17 protein-coding genes and 1 tRNA gene are annotated in these 23,391 nt (G+C 47.1%); 9 read left to right on the top strand and 9 right to left on the bottom strand.

Annotation, left to right across the window (positions count from 1 at the left end; all coding sequences use genetic code 11):
- The first annotated feature begins 2 nt into the window (after positions 1-2).
- The 5 genes from H6F94_RS17285 to H6F94_RS17265 all read left to right on the top strand — a co-directional run bounded on the left by H6F94_RS17285 (position 3) and on the right by H6F94_RS17265 (position 5,747).
- Positions 3-1,220 (top strand): Pvc16 family protein, encoded by a 1,218-nt coding sequence (locus H6F94_RS17285; RefSeq protein WP_190803480.1) that lies wholly within the window; start codon positions 3-5, stop codon positions 1,218-1,220.
- Entirely contained in the window at positions 1,217-3,331 is a 2,115-nt protein-coding gene (locus H6F94_RS17280; RefSeq protein WP_190803479.1) for an ATP-binding protein, read from the top strand. Before H6F94_RS17285 ends, H6F94_RS17280 begins: the two co-directional genes overlap by 4 nt.
- Complete coding sequence (locus H6F94_RS17275; RefSeq protein WP_190803478.1) at positions 3,328-3,618, top strand: hypothetical protein; 291 nt, start codon at positions 3,328-3,330, stop codon at positions 3,616-3,618. The genes H6F94_RS17280 and H6F94_RS17275 overlap by 4 nt, the downstream gene beginning before the upstream one ends.
- 276 nt (positions 3,619-3,894) lie before the next feature.
- Complete coding sequence (locus H6F94_RS17270) at positions 3,895-5,307, top strand: sensor histidine kinase (protein WP_190803477.1); 1,413 nt, start codon at positions 3,895-3,897, stop codon at positions 5,305-5,307.
- Positions 5,304-5,747, top strand: coding sequence for a response regulator (locus tag H6F94_RS17265; RefSeq protein ID WP_190803476.1), 444 nt, complete (start codon positions 5,304-5,306; stop codon positions 5,745-5,747). The genes H6F94_RS17270 and H6F94_RS17265 overlap by 4 nt, the downstream gene beginning before the upstream one ends.
- 97 nt (positions 5,748-5,844) lie before the next feature.
- Here H6F94_RS17265 and H6F94_RS17260 read toward each other — a convergent pair whose 3' ends face one another.
- The 3 genes from H6F94_RS17260 to H6F94_RS17250 all read right to left on the bottom strand — a co-directional run bounded on the left by H6F94_RS17260 (position 5,845) and on the right by H6F94_RS17250 (position 10,717).
- The gene (locus H6F94_RS17260) at positions 5,845-7,308 is read right to left on the bottom strand and encodes a DASH family cryptochrome (protein WP_190803475.1); all 1,464 of its coding nucleotides are present in this window, start codon (positions 7,306-7,308) and stop codon (positions 5,845-5,847) included.
- A gap of 156 nt (positions 7,309-7,464) precedes the next feature.
- The gene (gene uvrB, locus H6F94_RS17255) at positions 7,465-9,468 is read right to left on the bottom strand and encodes an excinuclease ABC subunit UvrB (RefSeq protein WP_190803474.1); all 2,004 of its coding nucleotides are present in this window, start codon (positions 9,466-9,468) and stop codon (positions 7,465-7,467) included.
- 310 nt (positions 9,469-9,778) lie between these two features.
- The gene (locus H6F94_RS17250; protein ID WP_190803473.1) at positions 9,779-10,717 is read right to left on the bottom strand and encodes an isopenicillin N synthase family dioxygenase; all 939 of its coding nucleotides are present in this window, start codon (positions 10,715-10,717) and stop codon (positions 9,779-9,781) included.
- 98 nt (positions 10,718-10,815) lie between these two features.
- On the opposite strand from H6F94_RS17250, the gene H6F94_RS17245 reads away from it, so the two are divergent.
- Both H6F94_RS17245 and H6F94_RS17240 read left to right on the top strand, forming a co-directional pair.
- Complete coding sequence (locus H6F94_RS17245; protein ID WP_190803472.1) at positions 10,816-11,679, top strand: aminotransferase class IV; 864 nt, start codon at positions 10,816-10,818, stop codon at positions 11,677-11,679.
- A gap of 58 nt (positions 11,680-11,737) precedes the next feature.
- A tRNA-Thr gene (locus H6F94_RS17240) sits at positions 11,738-11,809 on the top strand.
- 278 nt (positions 11,810-12,087) lie between these two features.
- On the opposite strand, the gene H6F94_RS17235 is transcribed toward H6F94_RS17240, so the two are convergent.
- Together H6F94_RS17235 and H6F94_RS17230 are read right to left on the bottom strand one after the other, a co-directional pair.
- Positions 12,088-15,894, bottom strand: a complete 3,807-nt coding sequence (locus H6F94_RS17235; RefSeq protein WP_190803471.1) for a WD40 repeat domain-containing protein — start codon at positions 15,892-15,894, stop codon at positions 12,088-12,090.
- Between the two features lie 182 nt (positions 15,895-16,076).
- Positions 16,077-17,084, bottom strand: a complete 1,008-nt coding sequence (locus H6F94_RS17230; protein ID WP_190803470.1) for a tetratricopeptide repeat protein — start codon at positions 17,082-17,084, stop codon at positions 16,077-16,079.
- Positions 17,085-17,255: 171 nt separating this feature from the next.
- Here H6F94_RS17230 and H6F94_RS17225 point away from each other — a divergent pair, with 171 nt between their 5' ends.
- Positions 17,256-18,545, top strand: coding sequence for an AAA-like domain-containing protein (locus H6F94_RS17225; RefSeq protein WP_190803469.1), 1,290 nt, complete (start codon positions 17,256-17,258; stop codon positions 18,543-18,545).
- Between the two features lie 118 nt (positions 18,546-18,663).
- On the opposite strand, the gene H6F94_RS17220 is transcribed toward H6F94_RS17225, so the two are convergent.
- The 3 genes from H6F94_RS17220 to H6F94_RS17210 form a co-directional block, all read right to left on the bottom strand.
- Positions 18,664-19,350 carry a Rho termination factor N-terminal domain-containing protein gene (locus H6F94_RS17220; RefSeq protein WP_190803468.1) on the bottom strand — a complete coding sequence of 229 codons (687 nt, stop codon included), beginning with the start codon at positions 19,348-19,350 and terminating at the stop codon, positions 18,664-18,666.
- Complete coding sequence (locus tag H6F94_RS17215; RefSeq protein ID WP_190803467.1) at positions 19,347-20,687, bottom strand: AAA family ATPase; 1,341 nt, start codon at positions 20,685-20,687, stop codon at positions 19,347-19,349. The genes H6F94_RS17220 and H6F94_RS17215 overlap by 4 nt, the downstream gene beginning before the upstream one ends.
- 311 nt (positions 20,688-20,998) lie before the next feature.
- Complete coding sequence (locus tag H6F94_RS17210) at positions 20,999-21,733, bottom strand: glucose 1-dehydrogenase (RefSeq protein WP_190803466.1); 735 nt, start codon at positions 21,731-21,733, stop codon at positions 20,999-21,001.
- A gap of 126 nt (positions 21,734-21,859) precedes the next feature.
- Here H6F94_RS17210 and H6F94_RS17205 point away from each other — a divergent pair, with 126 nt between their 5' ends.
- Positions 21,860-22,195 carry a winged helix-turn-helix transcriptional regulator gene (locus H6F94_RS17205; RefSeq protein ID WP_190803465.1) on the top strand — a complete coding sequence of 112 codons (336 nt, stop codon included), beginning with the start codon at positions 21,860-21,862 and terminating at the stop codon, positions 22,193-22,195.
- A gap of 87 nt (positions 22,196-22,282) precedes the next feature.
- On the opposite strand, the gene H6F94_RS17200 is transcribed toward H6F94_RS17205, so the two are convergent.
- Positions 22,283-23,356 (bottom strand): Druantia anti-phage system protein DruA, encoded by a 1,074-nt coding sequence (locus tag H6F94_RS17200; protein ID WP_190803464.1) that lies wholly within the window; start codon positions 23,354-23,356, stop codon positions 22,283-22,285.
- Positions 23,357-23,391 lie beyond the last annotated feature (35 nt).

Here is a 23,391-nt window from a genome sequence, read left to right as displayed (position 1 = left end):
TGATGAGCAATTCTCTGGCAATTGCTGCTGTAACGGCGACCCTGCGTAACTTGATTGCGCAGGGCAGCACCGAGGAATTGGGCAGTGGCAGCGTCACTACCCGGCCACCAGACAAAGCTCGCGAGAACGGCGACAGTGGCAATCAAATCAATTTGTTTCTCTACCAAACCCTGCCCAATGCAGCCTGGAGCAACACCAGCATGCCCAAGCGGGTTCGGCCTGGTGAGACAGGTCCCTTGCCCCTTGCCCTAAACCTTTACTACCTAGTCACGGCCTACAGCCAGGGTAACGATGATGTCATTGGCCATCGCTTGTTGGGGCAAGCAATGCGCATTCTGCACGACCACACCCTGCTCAATCCTCTGGATATCCAAACCGCTCTGGCTGATAGTGACTTGCACAATCAAATCGAGCGGGTACGCATCACGCCACAACCACTTTCGCTAGAAGATCTTTCCAAGCTTTGGACAACCTTTCAAACTCAGTACCGGATCTCGGCCGCCTACGAAGTTTCGGTTGTCTTAATTGATAGCCAGCGTCCGATCCGCACCCCTCTACCTGTGCTGACGCGTGGTACCAGCGATCGAGGTGTGCTCGCTCAAGCCAGCCTGACGCCGCCCTTTCCCACTCTCGAATCGCTGCAACTGCCCAATCAGCAGCCTAGCCTGCGTTTAGGCGAGCCTCTCGTCTTGCGGGGCAATCACCTCGATAGTGAACCTGAACCCGTAGTGCGCTTTCGCCATCCGCGCTTAGCTGCCCCCATCGAACTGGCTGCTCAGCCCAACAGCACTGCAACTGCCTTGACAGTCATCCTGCCGGACCAAGCTACAGACTGGCCTGCTGGAGCTTATACGGTCTCTGTACAGGTCAGGCAGGACGGCAGAATCCAAACCACTAATGCTCTACCCTTCACCCTTGCTCCTGAAATTCTGCCAGCACCAGTTTTGGGACCGGAGCAGCTGACGCTGACCTGTCGGCCTCAGATCTGGCCGGAGCAACAGGTGGTGCTGTTGCTAGGCGAGCGGGAATTGCGCCCACAGGTTGACCCCGACGCGCCGGTCACAACACAAAAGCTTGAGCAACTGCGTTTTGACCGCCGCAGTGTTCCCAGGGGTGAGTACTGGCTGCGCTTGCGGGTCGATGGCGTGGATAGTCTCCTAGTAGACCGCTCCGTCTCGCCGCCAGTTTTCGATCCAGCCCAAAAGGTTGTTCTGCCATGAGCACGTCCGACCCTTGGCCCCATGCCCGGCCCGCTACCCAGCCCGATACTTGGCACAACACCTGGCTAGTCGGCAACGAGCGTTATCTGACCTCAGCCCTAGCCTGGTTGCGCTCCCGTTTGGCCCAACTCAGCCGCTCAGAAGCCAGATCTGCGGCAGATCTGGCACAGGCCATTACGGTGCTCAACGGTCCTGAGGATTTGCAACCGCCGCCTGCCCTCGTGCTTCTAAGTCAACGGTTTGGGCTGTCCCGCTTCGAGCAAGCGGTGCTGCTGCTGTGCGCAGCAATGGAGCTAGATACACGGATTCCCAGTCTCTGTGCCCAGGCGCAGGATGATCCAAATCGGCCCTATCCCACGCTGGCCTTGGCCCTGACCCTGTTTGACGAACCGGCTTGGGACCTGCTCTCTCCAGAACGCCCGTTACGCTACTGGCGACTGATCGAAATCAATCAAACTAGTGCCCAACCGCTGACCACTAGCTCCATGCGCGCTAATCAGCGCATTGTCAATTATTTGAAAGGCCTGAATGAACTGGATGAGCAGCTGGGCTCCCTGCTGTTTTCCTTCGATCCGCACCAGCTTTTAGCCGAAGGGCTGCCCCTGCCCCCCTCTCAGCTGGCAATCGTAAGGGAAATTGTGGACCACTTACGGCAGGCTGCTCCCAACCAACCCTTACCAGTCTTGCAATTGCTGGGTGCAGATCCGGCCAGTAAGCAGCTGATTGCTTGGCAAACCTGCACTGAACTTGGCTTACATCCCTATCGGCTACCGGTAGAACTGCTGCCTGCTCAGGCGTCTGACTTAGAGTTGCTTAGCCGTCTGTGGCAACGGGAAAGCCTCTTGCTACCATTAGCTCTCTATCTAGATCTTGAAGCGGTAGATAACGCGCCCGATCAGGCGGGTTCACTAGCTCTGCTCCGCCGTTTTCTCAGCCGTAGTAATGGTATTTTCTTTCTTGATAGCCGAGACGTTGGTTTGACTTTGGACCGGGCAGTGCTCAGCTTGGATATTCCCAAACCGACGCCAACCGAGCAGCGGCAGCTTTGGCAACTAGCGCTAGGGGAGCAAGCTGGCCAGAATCCAGCTCGCCTTGCTAATCAATTTCGCTTGAACTTAGCTGAGATTGCCAAAATTACGCAGTCGGCGTGGAAAAAAACAGCACAGATAGAGACAGTACAGATAGAGACAGCTCAATCGGGGGCAGCTCAATCGGGAACAACTTATCAGGCAACTGCGCTAGACAACCTGCTATGGCAAGGCTGTCTTGCTAGCACGCGTCCTCAACTGGACACCCTAGCCCAGCGCCTTGATGCCAAAGCAACCTGGGACGATATTGTGCTCCCGGCTGAGGAGCTGGATCTGTTGCACCAAATTGCTGATCAGGTGCGTCAACGCAGCACCGTGTATGACGATTGGGGTTTCCGTCGTCGCATGAATCGTGGTCTCGGCGTGAACGCTCTATTTGCGGGCGAGAGCGGCACGGGCAAAACTATGGCGGCTGAGGTACTAGCGAACGATCTAAGCCTGAACCTCTATCGCATTGATCTCTCAGCAGTAGTGAGCAAATACATCGGCGAAACAGAGAAGAATCTGCGCCGTCTTTTCGACGCGGCGGAAGATGGGGGAGCACTGCTCTTTTTCGATGAGGCCGATGCTCTATTTGGCAAACGCAGCGAGGTCAAAGACAGCCACGACCGCTACGCCAACATTGAGGTTAATTACCTGTTGCAGCGGCTTGAAACCTACAGTGGGCTGGCGATTCTAGCAACTAATTTAAAAAGTGCTTTGGATAATGCTTTTCTGCGCCGCCTACGCTTTGTGATTGCATTTCCGTTTCCGTCCGTGTCTGACCGCAAGCGTCTGTGGCAGAAAGTGTTTCCTGAGGATGCTCCCACTCAAGCTCTAGATCTGGAGCGACTGGGACGTTTGAATCTAGCAGGGGGTAGCATTCACACGATTGCAATTAATGCTGCTTTTCTGGCTGCGCGGGCGGGAACGGCAGTTACGATGCCTCACGTTTTATCAGCAGCACGCACAGAATTTCGCAAGCTAGAACGCCCAATCAACGAGGCTGATTTTCGCTGGCAAGCCCCTGAAGATGTGGCATGAACATCAATTTGCAAATTGACCGGCTCATCCTAAATGGCATTGACCTTTCCCCTAGCCAGCGTCGCCGCTTGCAAGTGGCAATTGAGGGTGAACTGGCTCACTTGCTCACAGTTCAGGGCTTGCCAGCAGATTGGCAAGCCGGTGGCACAATCGCCAATTTGCCTGCCAACCTGACAGTTACGCCAGCTCAAGCTTCAGCCCAAGATCCATCGAGTCTAGGCCAGCAAATTGCTCAGTCCATCTATACAGGACTGCGTGGTGGAGCGGGTGGGGGCCTGAACCCATGACTCATCACCCTGCCTAAATTTCTACTTTTTCTAACTTTCTACGATTAGCGAAACAGGTCAAAGGATAGGTGCATTGCTTGCCAAGGTGGGCAAAAATCGTTCACTAGCAATGGCTGGGAGATTAGGGTACAAGATTTTGTATCCCTATCGTTGTCCTATGCTGCTTTTAGGATCACTTCCTAGTGGGGGATAGGTGGTCAGTCTAGCCACTTTTATCTGTTCAATTTGGCAAATCGTTGTTTTTCAACCAATCCCTTTAGTAGGAGAGATAGAACTGTGAAGTGGTCTATCACAGAGAAAATTACAACAGGTTTTGGTATATTACTAACGATTTTGCTAGTAAATGCTCTGCTTTCCTATCAAGACATCCTCGCTCTGGCGAGGAATCAAGCGTTAGTTACTGATAGTCATGAGACGATCGAGGAACTGGAGAAAACTCTTTCAACTGTAAAAGATGCTGAAACTGGTCAGCGGGGTTATTTGCTGACCGGGCGAGAGAATTACTTGGACCCCTATCGAACGGCTGTTTCAAGTATCAATCAACGTCTTGAAAACCTCAAAAGGCTGACCAATGATAGGCCCACGCAAAACAGTAGAATCCCTTTGCTTGAAGAACAGATTAATAATAAGCTTGCCGAACTTCAAGAAACTATCAACCTACGTAAAGATCAAGGCTTAGACGCAGCTCTACCTATCGTTTTATCAGACCGTGGCAAGCGGGAGATGGACGATGTGCGTCGAGTGATCGATCAGATGCAACGCGAGGAGAATGCTTCGTTACAACGCTTATCTCAACGGGCAAGAGAAAGCAGTCAAGGGGCGATTCTGACGTTCTCTTTAGCCACCGCATTCGATGTTTTGTTTCTGTGCTTAGTCTACTACTTTATTAACCGCGATATTAAGGCGCGTCTAGAATCTGAAGCGGAGATTCAACTGCTCAACCAGAGTCTGGAGCAACGAGTTGAGCAGCGGACCAGCCAGCTTCAAGCTGCCAATGAAGAATTAGAAGCTTTCGCATTCTCGGTCTCCCATGACCTGCGTGCCCCCCTGCGGGCAATGCAAGGCTTCTCTCTAGCGCTGAAGGAAGACTACGCCGACCAGTTGGACACACTCGCTCAGGAGTACACTCAGCGTATTGTTGATGCTGCTGAGCGGATGGATACGCTCATCAATGATCTGCTGACCTACAGCCGCTTAAGCCGGGCTGATTTTCAGCTCCAGCCTGTTAACTTAGCCATAGTCATTCAAGACGCCCTCCGCCAACTAGAGGCGGATGTGCAGGTCCGTAAGGCTCAGATTGAAGTTGCAGAAACGCTGCCTCGGGTCATGGGGCATCGACCGATTCTGGTCCAAGTGGTTACTAATATACTCAGTAATGCCATTAAGTTTGTCGCGCCCGATCAGCAACCTCAAATTCATCTTTGGACAGAAGAGCAGGGAGACTGGATTCGTCTGTGGGTTGGAGACAATGGCATTGGCATTGACCCACAATATTACAGTCGTATCTTTCGCGTGTTTGAACGGCTGCACGGCGTTGAGAGCTATCCTGGTACCGGCATTGGCCTAGCCATTGTTCGTAGGGGAACAGAACGGATGGGGGGCCGGATCGGATTGGAGTCTCAGTTGGGGCAGGGGAGTCGATTCTGGATAGAGCTACGCAAAGCGATGGAACAACCTGAACAACCATGAGCTCTGACAATCGCACCATTCTATTGGTGGAGGACGATATTAATGACGTCCTTCTCATCCAACGGGCTTTTCGCAAGGCTAGTCTTACCCTCCCTCAAGTGGTCAATAACGGTCAGTCTGCTCTGGACTACCTGATGGGAGCAGCGGAGTATGGTGATCGGGAACGTCACCCCCTGCCAGTGTTAATCCTGCTGGATTTGAAATTGCCCCGTTTGTCAGGTTTAGAAGTCCTAGAATGGCTGCGGCAGCAAACGCCCTTGAGGCGTTTGCCGGTTGTCGTGCTGACTTCTTCGCAGGAGAACACTGACCTTCAACGTGCCTATGATCTAGGCGTTAACTCTTACTTACTCAAACCAGTCGGATTCGAGTCTCTGCTAGAAACTGTGAAGGCGCTCAACATATACTGGCTCACGCTCAACCGGCAACCAGACCTGGACTAAGCACCCCCTCCAGGTAGCCATTCTCTTTGCATTGGGCTTATCTGTGTCGTGCCTGTTTGTATCGTGATTATATTGTGGCTTAGATCACATCTCGACTTCATCTTGAGAAAGCGGCATTGTAGATCTTTTCGTTGGCTTGAGCCGATTTGAACAAATCAACAATTGGATTGGGATAGTCAACCCCTAATCTCACACCGAAGCGCTTCTGCTCCACTGGTAAGAGTTTCCAGGGCTCGTGGACTTTAGCTGCAGGTAAAGTAGCTAGCTCTGGTAACCAATGCTTCACATATTCACCCTGTGGATCGTAGTCCTTAGACTGCTTCAGGATGTTAAAAAAGCGAAAACCACGGGCATCATTACCCACACCAGCAGTGTAATTCCAATTGGCCCAATTGCTGCAAACATCGTAATCAAGCAGCAGTGACTCAAACCATTCTGCACCCATGCGCCAGTCGATACCCAGGTTCTTGGTTAGGAAGCTAGCAACGTTTTGACGGCCTCGGTTTGACATAAAACCAGTGGCAGCTAATTCGCGCATGTTGGCATCAACTAGGGGAAAGCCAGTCTTGCCCTCCTGCCAAAGTGCAAAGCGCTCCCAATCTTGCTTCCAGGCAATAGAAACGCCTCGCAAGCCAGAAGCCCGAAACAGGCGAGACCCATGCTTAGCAGCAATAAAGCGAAAATAATCTCGCCATAACAATTCGAAAATTAGCCAGTAGGTTGAGTCATTAGTGATGCGCTGTGTCTCGTAGTCTTTGACATGTTCATACACATAACGAGGACTCAGGCAACCCAACGCTAACCAGGGCGAAAACTTAGAGGAGTAATCGCCTCCTAACATGCCATTTCGCGTCTCCTTGTAGACCCGCAAATGATCCTGCTTCCAGAAATAGTAATCCAACCGCGCTTGTGCCTGCGTTTCTCCACCTCTGAACTGCACTACAGTTCTTGGATCCAACAAGGGGGGTTCCAAACCAAAGTCCGAGAGTTGAGGGATTTGTCCAACTTCAAGCTTGGGTAACGGCAGTAGCTGCTTAGGGGTTGGCAATGTTGGATCAACGGTTGCAGAGTTTTCCACCCGCTTGCGAAACTGGGTAAAAATCTCCGGGAGTTGATAGAGATTAAAAGGTAAATTATCCGGATGATAGAGAGTATGTCCCCAAAAAGAAATCAACTGAGCGCCAATCGCTTCCAGTGCTGCTTTGAGCGCCGTGTCAACTGCAATCTCTTCAGAGGTGACCTCCTCTTGAGCATAAACCTCTTGAACTCCTAATTCCTGAGCCAGTTGGGGAATCGCAACTTCAGGTAAGGCACAACGCACAACGAGATCACTACCTAAAGCCTGAAGCGACTGACGTAAGTCAGCAACGCTTTCCAAGAGAAATTGCGCTCGAAACGGGCCAGTTTTCGCGAAGCCAAAAGAAGTTTGGGCGAACTGTCTAGGGTCAAAGCAGTAGATAGGAATGACCTGAGCCTGAGCTTTAAGAGCTACATACATGGGCTCATGATCATGCAACCGCAGATCGTTGCGATACCAGATAATAATTCGCTTTTGGGTCACCGCCGCTGTTCCAATTTCGCTGAGATTAGCTTAAATGTTTTTAATATACCAGTGTGGCTTAAAAGTGTGGCTTAGATATAAAAACCGCCTGTAACCATTATCTATAGAAAACCTATAGAAAAACAGGGTCCCAGGCGGTTTTCATACCTGGCCAGACTAGGACCGGTGTCCTAGGAGCTTATCGCGCAAGTGCTTAATTCGGTCGCGGTATTTGGCGGCCTCTTCAAACTCTAAGTTCTTGGAACTTTCTTTCATCTGCGCTTCCAACTGCTTAATCAATTCCGGAATGTCCTCTAATGGGATTTCATCACGCTGCTCGTAGGCCGTCTCTAGCTCCTGGCTGCTGAGCCGACGGGACACTTCTAAGAAGGACAGAATTGCGTTGCCAGCGCGTCGGATAATTGGCTGGGGAGTGATGCCGTGTTCTTCGTTGTACTTGAGCTGAATCGCCCGACGCCGCTCCGTTTCTTCAATAGTTTTGATCATGCTATCGGTCAGGTTATCGGCATACATAATGGCCTGACCACGCACATGACGAGCCGCTCGCCCAATGGTTTGAATGAGCGAACGAGTCGCTCGTAGAAAGCCTTCCTTGTCCGCATCTAAAATAGCCACCAGAGAAACTTCTGGCAGATCTAATCCTTCGCGCAGCAAGTTGACCCCAACCAGCACATCGAATTTTCCGTCCCGTAGATCTTGCAGAATCTCAATACGCTCAATCGAATTGATTTCTGAGTGCAAATAACGTACCCGAACCCCTCGCTCCTGGAAGTATTCGGTTAAGTCTTCCGCCATCCGCTTTGTCAGCGTGGTAATCAACACCCGCTCCTGTCGATCAACCCGTTCTCTGACTTCGCCTAGCAAATCATCAATTTGGCCTTCCGTAGGACGCACAAAAATCTCTGGATCAACTACACCAGTAGGCCGAATAATTTGCTCAGCAATTCGCCCTTCTGAGATTCCAACTTCCCAATCGCCGGGTGTGGCTGATACAAAGATACACTGCTTGACTTTTGACCAGAACTCATCGGATTTGAGCGGGCGGTTATCAGCAGCACTAGGCAAACGAAAACCGTGGTCGATTAGAACTTTTTTGCGAGCTTGGTCGCCGTTATACATGCCTCGAATTTGAGGCACTGTCACGTGAGATTCATCGACGATTAGCAACCAATCATCGGGGAAGTAGTCTACTAAACATTCCGGTGGTTCACCTGCAACCCGTCCAGCCAAATGACGAGAGTAGTTTTCAACGCCATTGCAAAAACCGACTTCTCGCAACAGCTCCAAGTCATAACGGGTGCGTTGCTGCAAACGCTGAGCCTCAAGCAATTTGCCTTCTTTCTCTAACAAGGCCAGCTGTTCTTTCAGCTCAGCTTCAATGGCATCGCAGGCTTCCTGCAAGCGATCTTCAGGCGTCACAAAGTGACGAGCGGGGTAAATGTTCAGCCCCTCAACACTTTGCAAGGTCGATCCGCTGACTGGGTCAATATAGCGAATTGCATCAATTTCATCACCAAAGAATTCGACCCGGATGATGCGATCTTCATAAGCTGGACCAATTTCCAGCACGTCACCTTTAACTCGGAAACGTCCTCTTGTGAGGTCAATGTCATTGCGTTCATACTGCACATTGGCGAGGTTGCGTAGGATCTCGCGCTGATCTACCGTTTCACCCACGCGCAATGGAATCGATGCCTTGAGATACTCTTCTGGAATCCCTAGACCATAAATGCAGCTAATTGAGGCAACAACAATCACATCTCGGCGTTCAAACAATGAACGGGTAGCCGAGTGGCGCAACATGTCGATCTCGTCGTTGATCGAGGCTGTTTTTTCGATGTAGGTATCGGTGACTGGGATGTAAGCTTCGGGTTGGTAGTAGTCGTAATAACTAATGAAATATTCGACCGCATTTTCTGGAAAGAACTCCCGCAACTCGTTGCACAGCTGAGCGGCCAAAGTTTTGTTATGAGCTAGCACCAACGCCGGGCGTCCAACCTGCGCAATCGTGCTGGCGATCGTAAACGTTTTGCCTGTGCCTGTCGCTCCCAGCAATGTCTGGAAACGATGACCCTGGCGCAGGTCGCCGACCAACTGCTTGATCGCCTTGGGCTGATCGCCCGTAGGTTCAAAGGGAGCCTGAATCTTGAAAGAGGTCATAGACTGGCACTCGGGGGAGCGAGAGGGGTACAGTTCTGAATTCCTATCTCTATTATCGCTGTTCAGCCAGCAGTTGTGTGGTTGTCTTGCGCGATTCTAAGCCACGAATGTGCCGTTTTTTCTAGGTTGTCTTTTCAAGACATTTTGAAGAACGAATTGTGCTGATTTAAGCATTCAATTGAGTGTTTGATTAGCAGTCTAAATTAAGGCATTTTTTGGCTTCTATCTAGCCATTTTTTGGATTAGAACCCTAGCTCTATTCTACTTCTAGATTCATATTTTCAGCCAAGGCCCTATACCTAGTGCAAGCTTAGATCTGAGGAGCCAAGCCAATCTCCCGTAACCGTTTTTCTAGATATTGACCTGCCGTGATCTGAGGGAACTTTGCCTGACCTCCGGTGGCAGCAACACATTGAGGTAGAGGCGTCAAATCTACTTCAGGACGAGGGTGGATAAAAAACGGCATTGAAAAGCGTCGTTCCCGCAGCCCAGTCGGATTTGTAACCCGGTGAGTCGTGCTTTTGAGCAAACCATTAGTCAGCTGCTGCAACATGTCGCCAGCATCCACAATAATTTGACCCGGTAGCGCCGGAATCGCCAGCCAACTGCCATCTCGTTGCAGAAGTTCTAGACCCTCTTCTGTTGCCTCACAAAGCAGGGTGAGCAGATTAATGTCCTCATGCGGAGCAGCCCGCAGGCTCAAAGGATGGGCATCTGGAGGAATGGACGGATAGTGAATGATGCGCAAAATGCTGTTTCCCTCCTCAGCCAAGGCTGGCAAGAAGTTCTGGGATTCCTCTAAGTAGAGCGAACAAGCAGCAAGCAGGGCTTGGGCACAGCCCTCCAGTTGACGGTAGAGTTCACTCAAGGTCACCTGGAAGGTCGATATCTCGTTAGGCCAGAGGTTAGCTGGATAAACCGTAGAATCCTCTCGACCCACGTGCCAGAACTCTTTAAGGTCGGGGACAGGGTGATCTTTGGCATGTTCTCGCCCAAAGCGAGTAAACCCTCTCTGACCGTTTAGTTCGGGCCGCTCGTATTTTCGCTTGACAACTTCTGGCAACTCAAAGAAGGCTTGAGCCGCTTGATAGGCCGAGCGAATCAGCTCCGAGTTAACTCCATGCTGAGTCACTGCAAAGAAGCCGGTGTCTCGCAAAGCCTCGCCTAGGGCTGTCACGAAGTGGGCTCGGCTGTCACTACCGGCCTTGAAAGCTTGCAAATTCAGAACGGGGATGGTTTGAGCGGTCATGGTGCGTTGGAGCTAGCAGGAATACCCATAATCTAATGAGGTGGGCAAGAGCGGGCCTACTCATAATCTAATCAGCTGAGCGTTAACGGGGATCTGCAGTGGGTTTGCTGGTCAATCAGGATGGGGTCATCAGCCCCACAGCAACGGTGTCTGTCCTGGATCGGGGTTTTCTTTATGGGGACAGCGTTTATGAGGTGGTACGCACCCTAGCTGGTAAACCCTTTGGCCTCCAAGAGCATCTCGACCGTCTGCGTCAGTCAGCCGCCTATCTATATCTCGATGTCCCCTGGAGCGACGACCACATTGGTACAGAAGTAGCCCGGACCCTAGAACAGGCTGCTAACCCTGAATCCTACGTGCGCATCGTGGTCACGCGTGGGGCTGAGGAGGAAATTAGTTTACTCCCTGGCGCTAAGCTTCAGCCTAGTCTGATCATTGTTGTGCGACCGATCAGCCCTGAAGCTGTCTTGCCTGCGCAGGGAATCCATCTGCGGCTTGTACCACGCCAACGGGTTGATCGTCTGGCCCTTAATCCAGCGGCTAAAACGGGCAACTACCTCAACAACATCTTGGCCTTACTCGAAGCTCAGCAGAGTGGGGCTGACGATGCGCTGTTGCTCAATACCAGGGGTGAACTGACTGAAGCGACTACCAGCAATCTCTGGCTGGTGAGTCAGGGTGTGGTGCGTACGCCAACTGTGGAAGCTGGCATTCTGCATGGCATCACCCGTCACTTTCTCTTGCAAGTGCTGCGCGAGCAGGGCATCCCTCATGAGGAAACTGAGCTGAGGCCAGAGGACCTCTGGACAGCAGAAGAGGCATTTCTCAGCTCCTCCGTGCGCCTGCTGATGCCCGTCGCTCAAATCGACGACTACCCGCTGCCCAAATGCCCAGGCCCGCTAACTCGCACGCTCTGGGAAGGACTGCTGACCCTAATGCGAAACGCCGTGTCTGAAAGGTGAGGGGCAACCTGAGGGGCAGTTGCTTCAGTGCCCCCAAAACACTTACTATACGTAGAGTGCCGATGTGGCTCAGTGGTAGAGCACTCGATTCGTAATCGAGCGGTCGTGGGTTCAAATCCCACCATCGGCTTTGAGTAAAACCTGCTTAGGATAAGGTTTCTATCGTTTCAGGCAAGGGCGTGAAGCATCAGACTGAACCGACACTCCTCCAAGTTTTGGAGCATTTTTGGGTGTTTTCGGGCTCAGATCGGTGCGCTGTTGGTACGCCTCAGAAGCCTAGGAGATGCTCAAGGGGCGCAAGTCCTGGCCGAGAAAGTGGGGTTGGTAAGTCAGGGCCGACAGGTATACTAACTAAGACAGGGCAAAGGCTGGGAGCGTCAACGTCGAGCCATGTACGACATAAAGTGACTATAGAGATCCTGCGCGACAAACTTTTAATCTTTCTCGTACTTGAGGTTGAGTGTCCAGGTAATCTTTTAGCCAGTGGCAGCCTCGTGCCAGTAACCCATCTAATTCGTCAACAGGCCAAATCAGCACCTCATTATTATGAGAGAATTGACCAGCTATCTGCGCAAGAATATATTTTCCATCTGGGCTGAAATTTACTGGTGATGTAAATACAGATGAATGCTTAAATTGTGCTAGTAGCTTACCTGATATATCCCAAATCCGAAAAACTTTATCGCCTGAAGTCGTGACAATACGCTTCCCATCTGGACTAAATTTAGCAAGCGCAACCATATCTTGATGAGGTATTTCAACCAATTGTCTGCCGGAAGTATCCCAAATGATCACCCTGTTATCTGGGGAAGTAGTAATAATTAGTTTTCCATCTGGACTAAAGCTAGGGCTATAAATCTCTTGGTTCGCTTTAAATTCTGATATTTTTTGACCAGATGTATTCCAAATGGATAACGTATCTCCGTCAGTCGTAACAATATGCTCTCCATCTCGGCTGAAGCTGGCACCAAGATAGCTATTTTTACTTCCTTTAAAATCTACTATTTTTTCACCCGAAATGCTCCACAAGCTAGAGTAGTTTTTGCCGTCATAATCAAACGTAGCCATAATATATTTGCTATTAGGACTCCAATTAATTCCTCTAGCTTTGAATGTAGTTAATAACTTGCCCGACTTCGACCAAATTCTAGTTTTGCTATTACTGTCACCATAGGTCGTCGTTAGAATATACTTGCCGTTTGGACTAAAAGCAGCATATTCTATTCCATTTTCATGTTCAGGAAGCAATAACAACTGTTCTCCGGATGTATTCCAGACACGAGCAGTTTTATCACTTGAGGCTGTGACAATTAGTTTTCCATCTGGACTAAAATTAGCACTACTAACAAGATCTGAATGTCCTTGAAATCTTGCCAACTGCTTACCATAACTATCCCAAATCAGTACGGATTCCTGAGTTGGGGTAACAATATATTTACCATCGGGACTCCAGCTTGCTCCCATAACACCGTCTTTTGATTTGATAGTTACTGGTGTTCTGTCAGATAAGTCCCAGATACGAACCATTCGATCTTGTCCAAAAGTGACAATATATCTACCATCGGGACTCCAGCGGGGGCTCCTTTGATTGCCTGTCAGTTCGGTGAGTAGATCACCTGATAGATCCCATGTTTTCACAGCTGCGTCTCTTATATCCCACACTTTTATAGTGTCATCAGTTGTAAAAAACCTCTTGCCATTTGGACTAAATCCTGCATCACTATTTAGTACCTTCTCATTTTTTATTTCTCTAATCAGCCTGCCAGATAAATCCCTAATGTAAGTTTTGTGGGGCGTTGCTACAAAGATATGCTGGCTATCGGGACTAAAACCAGTCTGAGTCGTTGCCCACTTATCATCTACTTTGAATCGTGCAATTTGCTTACCTGAAAGATCCCAAACATAGGAATCATCAGAGTTAGTTAGAATATATTTCCCATTCGGACTCCAATTAGCACTGTTAACGGCCATTGAATGTCCTGTGAATGTTCGCAATAGTTTGCCCGATGTATCCCAAATACGGGCAGTCTTGTCATCAGAAGCGGTAAGAATATATTTACTGTCCGGGCTAAAACTGGCACTATTAACTCTATTTTTAAGTTGCAGCAATAAGTTGCCAGACAAATCCCATACGCGAACGCTTTTTTCAGTAGAGGCACTAACCACAGTTTCTCCATTTATAATCGTTGCAGTAGGCGGTTTCAAGGAGGTAGTGATTACACGTTTTCCATCTGGACTAAAACTGGCATCAGTTACATCTTCTTGATGTTTAAGTATCGCTAATTGCTTCCCAGAAAAATCCCAAATACGAACTGTTCTATCTAAACCATTTGATGCAGTGAGAATATGTTTATCATCCGGATTAAAGCTAGCAATAAAAACTCCCTCTTGGTGTCCTCTTAGGTCGGTTATCAGCTTACCTGACAAGTTCCAGACACGAGCAGTTTTATCATTAGAAGCGGTGATGATGTACTGGCCATCGTGGCTCCAGTTCACCGTTGTAATATCGTCTTGATGAGCAACAAATTGCTTTGTTTCATGAATATCATCGAGAATTGTTTGCAAAGCTAAAACTGGACTTGTTGCAGGATATTTTTCTATAGAACGTCCATCTTTTACAAGCTTTTTTAACTTTTGCCCTGCATCTACCGCTGTGACTAAAGATTCAATTTGTTTTGTTTCAAACTGCCGTAGGGCTGCTACTCCTGCTTGTTCTAATCTTGTACCTTCTTGAGCTTCTTGTAACTGATTAGTTGCAGATATAAAAGCAATCGCTGCTCCAATAAGAGAACAAATAAGAACGCCACCACCAATACGAACTTGCCGTCTGGCCTGATGCTGGGCTGCGGTTAAAGTATCATTAGCTAGCGCTAAAATGCGACTTTCTTCTTCTTGAAGAGATAATGCTGTAGCTATTTCTTGCTTTTCAAATTCTTGGCTAGCCGTTAAAAACTGGTAGTCTTGCTGATTCAGGCTTTTATTAGCCATCCATTTTTTTGCATCTTCTAATGCTTTACCACGCAGCAATCTAGAATTATCTTGACAGCCTGAAGCAAACCAGCCTGATAATGCTTCTGAGTAAGGCCTTAGATCGGCGAGTGCTTTTTCTACCCAATTTAAATCAAAAATTGTTGCATAAATACGGTTATAAACTCTTAAGTATCCCTGTCGTTCTACGACTAATCCAGATAGCCGTAATTCTATTTGTTCTGGGCTATCAGAAGCGGGGATTTGTCCTAATTGTAAAATTTTCCGATACAAGCCAAGCAACGCACCTGTATTATGCCTGCTCATCAAGATTCTATCTTTGATGGTTCTTAAATGGGGGGGTTCGTCTTGTGACTCCCAGTTTTCGATGATTTGCTGTCTGACAACATTCTCCACCCATTCGGCTTCTGTAATTTCTCCCTTTGCTTTTAGCGAGTGATAATGGATAAGATTTTGGGGAGTTACTAACAAATCGCATACTTTTTGTGTAAGTAAGGGTTGTCCCCCAGTCCATGCCAAAACTTCTTGCAAAATAGCTTGTGGATTTTCAATTCCTTTTAGGCCTGATGCTAAAGGGAAAGTTTCCTGGATTTGAAAACCATCGAGTTGGACTGCACAGCCAATATTAAAGGGTGTTCGTACTTTATCTGCGATTAAATCACTAGGTGTTGCTACGCCAAGAAGGACAAAAGTGATTCTATTGAACTCGCTATTAAGATTACGTTTTTCATAGCAACTTCTAATCCAGGCAAAAAAATCGTCACCTTTAAACTGCAAGCTTAAAATACTATCAATCTCGTCAATAAAAATGACTATCTTACTTTGAATTTTTTCTAGCAAGAACTTTTCAATAAATACGTCTAAACGTTGTATAGGCGATAATTCGCAGTTCTCTTTCCACCACGTTCTAATAAATTCACTGGGATTAGCTATTTCAAAACTTGCAGCTAAGGTGTAAACAATACCCGCATACCACTGTTCCGGGTTTATGTCTTTACTAACGCGTCCAGAAATATCAATTGTAGTACAAGCGATTCCTTCTGCTTGCAGTCGTTTGATTGTGCGGACTTGCAAGCTAGTTTTGCCCATCTGGCGAGAGTTAAAGATATAACAAAAGTTCCCAGCTTTCAATTCGTTGTAAAGATCAGAATCTGCCTGCCTAATTACGTAACTAGGAGCATCTTCTGCTAGGCTTCCGCCAACTTTGTATGAAAAATTATTGTTCATTGTCTAACCGTATTACTAATGGGTTAAGGTTGTCAATGTTTTTAGCTCATCACAAAAACAGTTTGTGTGGCTTGTAAAATCACGAAGTCACGCACTCAGTTATGTGGTACGTGACGGTAAACAAGCACTCAGGTTCTGCACCTATATTTTAGACCGCCACACACTCTAGAGACGACAAAAGCCTATACCTTGTTGCGGCGAATTAAGGTTTCTAATTGATTTTTCTGGCTATCAACTAATGATATTGCTGGATGGCTTGGAGTAAACTTTTCTAGGAGTTGAGCTCGCTCGGCCTCAAGACTTTCCATTTTTTCATATGCAGCATTTGATATCAGGTTTTCTACTACTCCTTGATAGGGTTGCGGTTGTGCTCCGGACAATTGTTGATACAAATCCTGAAGTTGAGCATCAAAACTCTGAGCCGTTGGATGTTGAGGTTCAAAGCTTGCTAATTTTAAGGCTCGCTCGACTTCTATTCTGGCGATTGATTGCAAAATACGACCAGTCGTAATCTGTGGCATTGAAGTATTTACTCCCAGGCGGGATAATTCATTTCTGACTTTATCCAGTTTTTCTTGATTCATGGGATCCATATGACCACTACCGTAAACTCCATCTAAATAGTCCCGAAAGAGTTTTTCTGCTGCTTTGTAATCGGCGATTGCACTTTCTTTATTCCCTAGCTCCCGGTACATATTACCTCTAAAAAAGTACTCGTCAGCGTTGGAACTACTATCACCGATTAATTGATCCAAATCTGAAATTGCTTTCTGTTCTTCGCCTAATTTTTCATAAGCTCTAGCTCTGTTCCAATATGCAGGACTACTAAAACCGAATCTACCTGTATTTTGCCTAATAACTTCAGTATAGTCTGCCACTGCGGCTTGATAATTTCCAACTGCAGCGTAAGCATTTGCCCGATGATAGTAGGGTTCTTCAGCTGTGGGATTGAGCTGAATTGCTTGTGTGAAAGAAGAAACCGCAGCTTGAGAGTCTTTTTGGCAGTCCTCTTGAAAGTGTCCCATGCCGATGAAATCGTTTGCTGTGTTAAGATGTGCTGGCTTAAGAGTTTGACAGCCAGCAGAGGCATTAGAAGCTGGTAGTTGTGCAACGACTAATCGCACCGAAAAACCTAGCAGCAAAATCGACAGGGCAGGAGCGAGCAAGGAAGGTCTGAAGGTGAATTTCATGGCTATACAATCCAGAAAGGTTTTCAGTTAAAGTAGGGCTGTGTATTGGGTCGGCTTGAGCCTTATTCCTACTAGTCCTATGTAACCTTGGCAGCACTTGAGTTTGCATGGGAGTATATCGAGTACGTATCGACTTTGTAGCGAGATTGAATATCTTAGGTGATATCAAACATGCCACGTTCAGTTAGAGTACGTCCCGAATTCATATCAGAAGCAAAATCAGCGCTACCGCGTAATGGCTACATTCGCCAAACGGATTTAGCTGAATATTTACAGATGTCTCAATCTACTATCAGCAGTTTTCTGAATGGTAAACCTGTCGATTACCTTAATTTTAGAGAAATTTGTCGGGCTTTGGGACTGGAATGGCAAAATGTTGCTGATCTGACGGTAGAAAGTGCGAACGATGTATTTTCATCGCCTGCTGCCAACACAATATCTGCTACAACTGGCGAGATCCCAGCCGGGCAAGTGCCGCTCGATTCGCCATTTTATATTAAGCGCTTGCCCATTGAAGAACGCTGCTACGAACAGATTCAAAAACCTGGCGCTTTAATTAGAATTAAAGCACCCAAGCAAATGGGTAAAACTTCGCTGTTGCTCAGAATTATTGAGGGATCAAAATCTCAAGGTGATTGCACCGTCATATTAGATTTTCAACTCGCAGCCCAGGAAATTTTTGTCAATTCAGATAAATTTTTTCGCTGGTTTTGTGCCAGTGTTAGTTTGGCTTTAAACATACCCAATAAGCTTAGCGATTATTGGGATCTAGCGGAAATTTTGGGTAGTAGCATGGCATGCAAAGCCTATTTTGAGGAATATCTACTACCAACCATCGGCAAACCACTAACGCTTGGCTTGGATGAGGTAGACAAAGTTTTTGAATATCCAGAAATTTGCCGAGATTTTTTTGGACTGTTGCGCGCTTTGCATGAAGAAGGCAAATGGCGAGAGATTTGGAAGAAACTGCGATTGGTCATTGTACATTCTACAGAAGTGTACGTACCTCTTGATATCAACCACTCACCATTTAATGTAGGTCTATCTGTAGAATTGCCTGAATTTGATAAGAAGCAAATTTTAGATTTAGCCCGAAGACATCAATTAAATTTGGACGAGACTGAAGTTGAAGGATTAATGAAACTGGTTAGCGGACATCCGTTTTTAGTGCGTCTTACCCTTTTTCATCTAGCCAATATGGATGTTACTTTGGCGCAAATACTACAAAACGCTATGAGTTCGTCAAGTATCTACGCAGACCATCTACGCCGTCAATATTTAATTCTGACACAGCAGCCAGAATTAGCAGATGCAATGAAAAATTTGCTTGACGATGATTCTGTCAAACTATCAACGGTAAATAAATTTAAATTGCACAGCCTTGGCTTGGTGAAATTTCAAGGAGATAGTATACTGACACGCTGCAATTTGTATCGGCAGTATTTACAGGCTCATTTATGAATAAACTGATATCTTGTTATAGGCCTTTCAGGTTTTAAAAGAAAGAGGGTCAGAACTAGCGTTCAACCCTCACAACTTAACGTGTCGCTCTTAGCGTTAGGCCAGAAACGGATTAACTTCAATTCTTACTCAGGGCAACGACGAGTTCATCCTTTTTCATCTTGCTTAGACCAGCAATACCGCGTTTCTTGGCCATTCCTTTTAAATCCGCTGTTGACATCGTTTTGAGAATGTCTGCGTCGGTGATGGTGTCTGGCATTGTTTGAGGTGTCAGATAAAACACTTGCTTGAGAGCGTCAAGTTTTTTGCCTTTGGTGATGCCGCACTTTAGGTTTGTGATGGGCTCGAAGTTCTTCCAGTATTGACGGGGAGCTTCATCGATTCTATTGGTCGCAACGGCCAGTTTGACGGTCTTGAGAGCGCTGGCGGGTTGCTCAATTAAGTATTGCAGGGCTGCCATAATCTCGTCTCTAGAAGCTTTGGAGAGGTTGATTTTGGGTACCTCTTCGCCTGCAAGTACTTTGGTAATCTCGACTGTATCGCTGCTGTCGTCAGCAATAATGCACCAAATGCGCTCTAAGCCAGCCTTTTCAGCAACAGCATAGACGAAGGAGTTGCCGATGACTTCGTACTTGTCTTCGCCGGTTTCTTTGACGATGACTGGGATCCAGTTTCGTCCCCCTTTTTGATTGAGCAGATTGGCGGACGCTTTGAGCAAAAACTCAGGGGCATCGGTTCCGTTGCCAGGGCTGATCTCATCTAGGTATAGATGCATCAAGTTGCCAATATCTCTGGGATTACTCATTGCAGGAAGTACTCCTTGGCTAGATTTTTGTAATACTCATGAGCCGATCTATCGCGGTAGACTGCGGGCGTGCGCGAAAAGGCTGCACCGGCGATGTTAGCGTAGCTCGGTATTTGATGGATGTGGAGATCTCTGACGGCGTTGGTGTATCTGGGATAGAAGTAAGGCAACAGATCAAACTTCTCTTCCTTCTTGACAGCTTTGATAATGCTGTTGATTTCCTGCTGTGCAACCGCTAGCTGAGGTGGGGTAATCTTCTCGCCATTGAAGAAAATTGGCAAGGCGACGGGAGTGCCATCAGCCTTTTCCTCTTGCGTTTTAGGGATGAACTTCTTGATTGCCGTTGCGGCATTCTCCAGGGAGAAAAGATTATTATGCTTTGTTGGCATGAGAACGACATCAGCTGCGTAGACAGCGAGCTGGCTGTAAAAACGCCAATTAGGTGGGGCATCTATCAGAATATAGTCATACTCTTGTCTTGCCGGTTCTAACTTTCGATAAAGCGCATTGCGTTTTATCCGCTGATTTAGTAACGCCTCAGATTCTTCGACTAATCCTTCATCAGCCGGAATGATGTCAAATCTAAGCTCTGATTTTTTGGTCTTCAGGGGAAATGAATAGGGACGGATAGCGCTCTGAAGCTTGACTTCCCGTTCGGTAAGAGCATTGAGAACGTCTCCCTTGCTCACTGGTAAACCTAGAGAACTTGTTAAATCTTGCTGATTGGGGTCAAGATCAATCACCAAGACTTTCTTGCCTAGAAAAGTTAGGATACTGGCAAGATTAACGGTTGTCGTTGTTTTCCCAACGCCGCCTTTGTTGTTGTAAACGGCAATCGTCAGGGCCTTGGCTGGCTTTTCAATTTTTTGGCGTATGAGAGCAACGACTTGATCAACATTGTCTTCGTTTAGGGAAAGGCACTGGGTTGCTGGGAAAATTACTCTCCCATGCTTCCGAAATAGTTGAATGTGGCAAGAATTGGTAATAATTCCCCACTGGACTGTCTGACAGTTAGGCGCAAGCAGATATCGCTTTAATTGCTTGACTGTCTTTTGATAGTCTGCGGCCTCGCTGGATAGGTTGATGTCTCTCCCTTTCAACTCAACTAGGAGATAGGGATTCGCTTTTGTATATAGAAAAACATCGTCTCCGATGGTTTTTCTGGCGGCTTTATCAACCGCTCCATCGCCAGTGTTGTACTCTGGATGAATTTCTCCAGACTGAAACCCTAATGCTTCTAGCAGCGGCGTTGCAAAAAGCGTCTCAACAATGGGTTCCTGGGCATTTTCAGGAAGACTTCGCAGGGCAGCGCGAAGACTAATGGTTGTCGTGTTCATGGGGTGAGGACGGCTCAGGCAATGTCCAGTCCCAGTCTGCCCACTCGAAGATGAATATCCACGCCGCCCGTTACTTATTTACCGGGAAAATCATACAAGCTTCATATTTTTGATGATTTTAGTAGGGTAATCATCGTCATCGGGCAACCGTTTCACAATTGCCCGCGCGATGCTTTGAAAGTTTATGGCTAGCTCTAAAGATCTTGCAGAATTTGTTACGTCTCGCCACAGAGATTCTATAGAGCTAGCCATTCATACCTAAACAACTCTGAAACAGAGATTATTTACATTCAAATTGGACGAATCCGGCGCTACACAATGCCGCCGTTTGCTCGTAGCCCTTGGCCTGTTACCCAACGGGCGTCATCGGAGACTAATAAGGCAACAGCACTGGCAACATCATCAGGCTGACCCAAACGTCCCAAGGGAGTTTGAGCAATCATTTGATTCACCTGGTCTTGCTCGAGCACAAGTCCATCGGTTGCGGTCACGCCGGGAGAAACGGTATTGACGGTGATACCACGGGGACCAAGTTCCTTGGCCAGGCACATGCTGAACTGCTCAATTGCTGCTTTACTGCCTGAATAAGCGCCACCGCTTGGAATTGCCATTGCTGTACCGCTGGTAGACATGTTGACGATGCGCCCTCCGTCTGACATGTGCTGCGCGGCCTGTTGCAATGCGAAGTAAACGCCTCTGGTGATATCAAACATGCTGTTGTATTCTTCTTCGGTCAGCTCAGCAGTGGGTTTGAAGATGTTTTTGCCAGCGGCATTGTTGACGAGAATATCTAGCTTTCCGAAACGTTCAAGTGTCTGCTGAAATAGCTTGCCAATATCAGTCAGACTTCTCATGTCGGCTTGTATGGCAATTGCCTCTGCTCCAGTTGCTTGGATGGCTGACACAACTTCTTCTGCTTTGTCTCGGTTGCCAACATAAGTCACGACAACATTAGCACCATCTTTGCCTAAGCGTTCGGCAATTGCTCGTCCAATACCCCGTGATGAGCCGGTTACGATTGCGACTTTTCCTGTCAATGCTGACATGAGGTTAGCTCCTGTTCACAGAGGTGATTGCTGAACAGATACATGGTATGCTCACGTTTGTTTTTTGGGAAGAACTTACTTTTTTGTAAGCCTCCAAGTCTTGAAGATCTTTAAGGAAGAACGCAAATGCCGGAAGGGCAAACTGAGGGTACGAGATTTGTTCAGGCTACTTTAAAAGTTCTGGGCGGGAAGTGGAAGATCTTAATTTTATGGCAATTGAAGGATGAGGCAAGACGCTTTAGCGAGTTAAAACGATTGATGCCTGAGATCAGCGAAAAGGTGTTGGCTCAACAGCTTCGAGAATTAGAAAACGATGGAGTTGTTAATCGAAAAGTTTATCCGGATGTTCCTGCCAAGGTTGAATATTCATTTACGGATTATGGTAAAAGCCTTGAGCCTGCGCTGAAAGCTCTTTGTGAATGGGGGCAGGAACATTTGAAGCGAGTGGAGCCTGTAGAGTAGGTTGAGATTTTGAAAATGTATTAGATTAACTTTTTCCATATAATACTTGGATAGATCAAAATTCACCTTAAGTACAAGTCAGCCCCCCTATCGGTCAGTGTACGACTCTAAATTAGCTTGTAAAGTATCAAATCTAGGCATCACCCATCTTTCGTACCAATAGTTCACTAAATCTCTTTGAGTAAAGCTTTTCCATATAACCCGGTTTGTCTCTCCCAGTAAATACTCTTGCCAATTCTCAGCTAGAGGACAACGGTAATAACCTCTCTGCCAGCCAATACTAAGCATCTCCTCCGACAAACCAAGTTCACGCAAGGCTCTTCTCAATGTACGCAGTTTCCAATTTGGTCCCTGACCGAACTCATAAGTTTCAAAAGCATCTTCTGGAACAACTTGCTTGATTAATTCCCAACTACCATTAGCCGTTATGTGGAGATGGCTTTGCCCTTTTGTATAATTTATAAATTCCCAATTTGTCAACCGATTATAAATCGCTGATTTACCAAACGCTCCTAATGTATCAATATAAATAAGATGAGATTTTTTATTTTCCCCACTAATAAGAGAGGAACTATCTTTATATTTTTGATAGAAGTCCTTGCGAACTCTTGGAAACATTAAAGTAAGAGCTACCAGTTTTGAGCCAAGCACCTTGTTATAAGGCGGAATTGCTCCAAGAATATATGCAGTCATGCAATTATATAAGCGCTGCACTTTTTGATCTTTTGTCCATCCAATAGACTTGTCATCCCTAGTACCTAAACCAATGACGGGATCACAAAGACCAACTATACCAATCAACTTATCATTCTGACGATCGAAGACAAAGTATCGAAGACGTCTCCCATACCCAACTGTAACAGGTACAGACCAACGAGATGTAGCATATGCCCAAAGACGTTGATGTTCGGCTCTAGATTCAACTGCAACGAGGCGAGGGTTGATTTTAGATATATTAATATCTGATGGTTGCGCAAGATACTTTTGAACTTTATTTTTATACTCTTGCCCTTTTGAATTTGTCCGTTCAGCTAGTTTTCGCTGAACCTCTCTGAAATCTTCAACAATAACTTGATGTTTTTTTTCGTTCCACACAACTCCATAATCTTTTAGATTTTTAAGCAGCTTTCGTTTAAGGAATTGCTTGTGTTTCTCTTCCATCACACCTCATCTAAGAATTTTTAAGATATCACTCT

The sequence above is a fragment of the Leptolyngbya sp. FACHB-261 genome (genome assembly GCF_014696065.1).
Taxonomy (GTDB): Bacteria; Cyanobacteriota; Cyanobacteriia; order FACHB-261; family FACHB-261; genus FACHB-261.
Note: the sequence above shows the minus strand (reverse complement) of the source record. Positions and strands in the feature narration are given on the sequence as shown.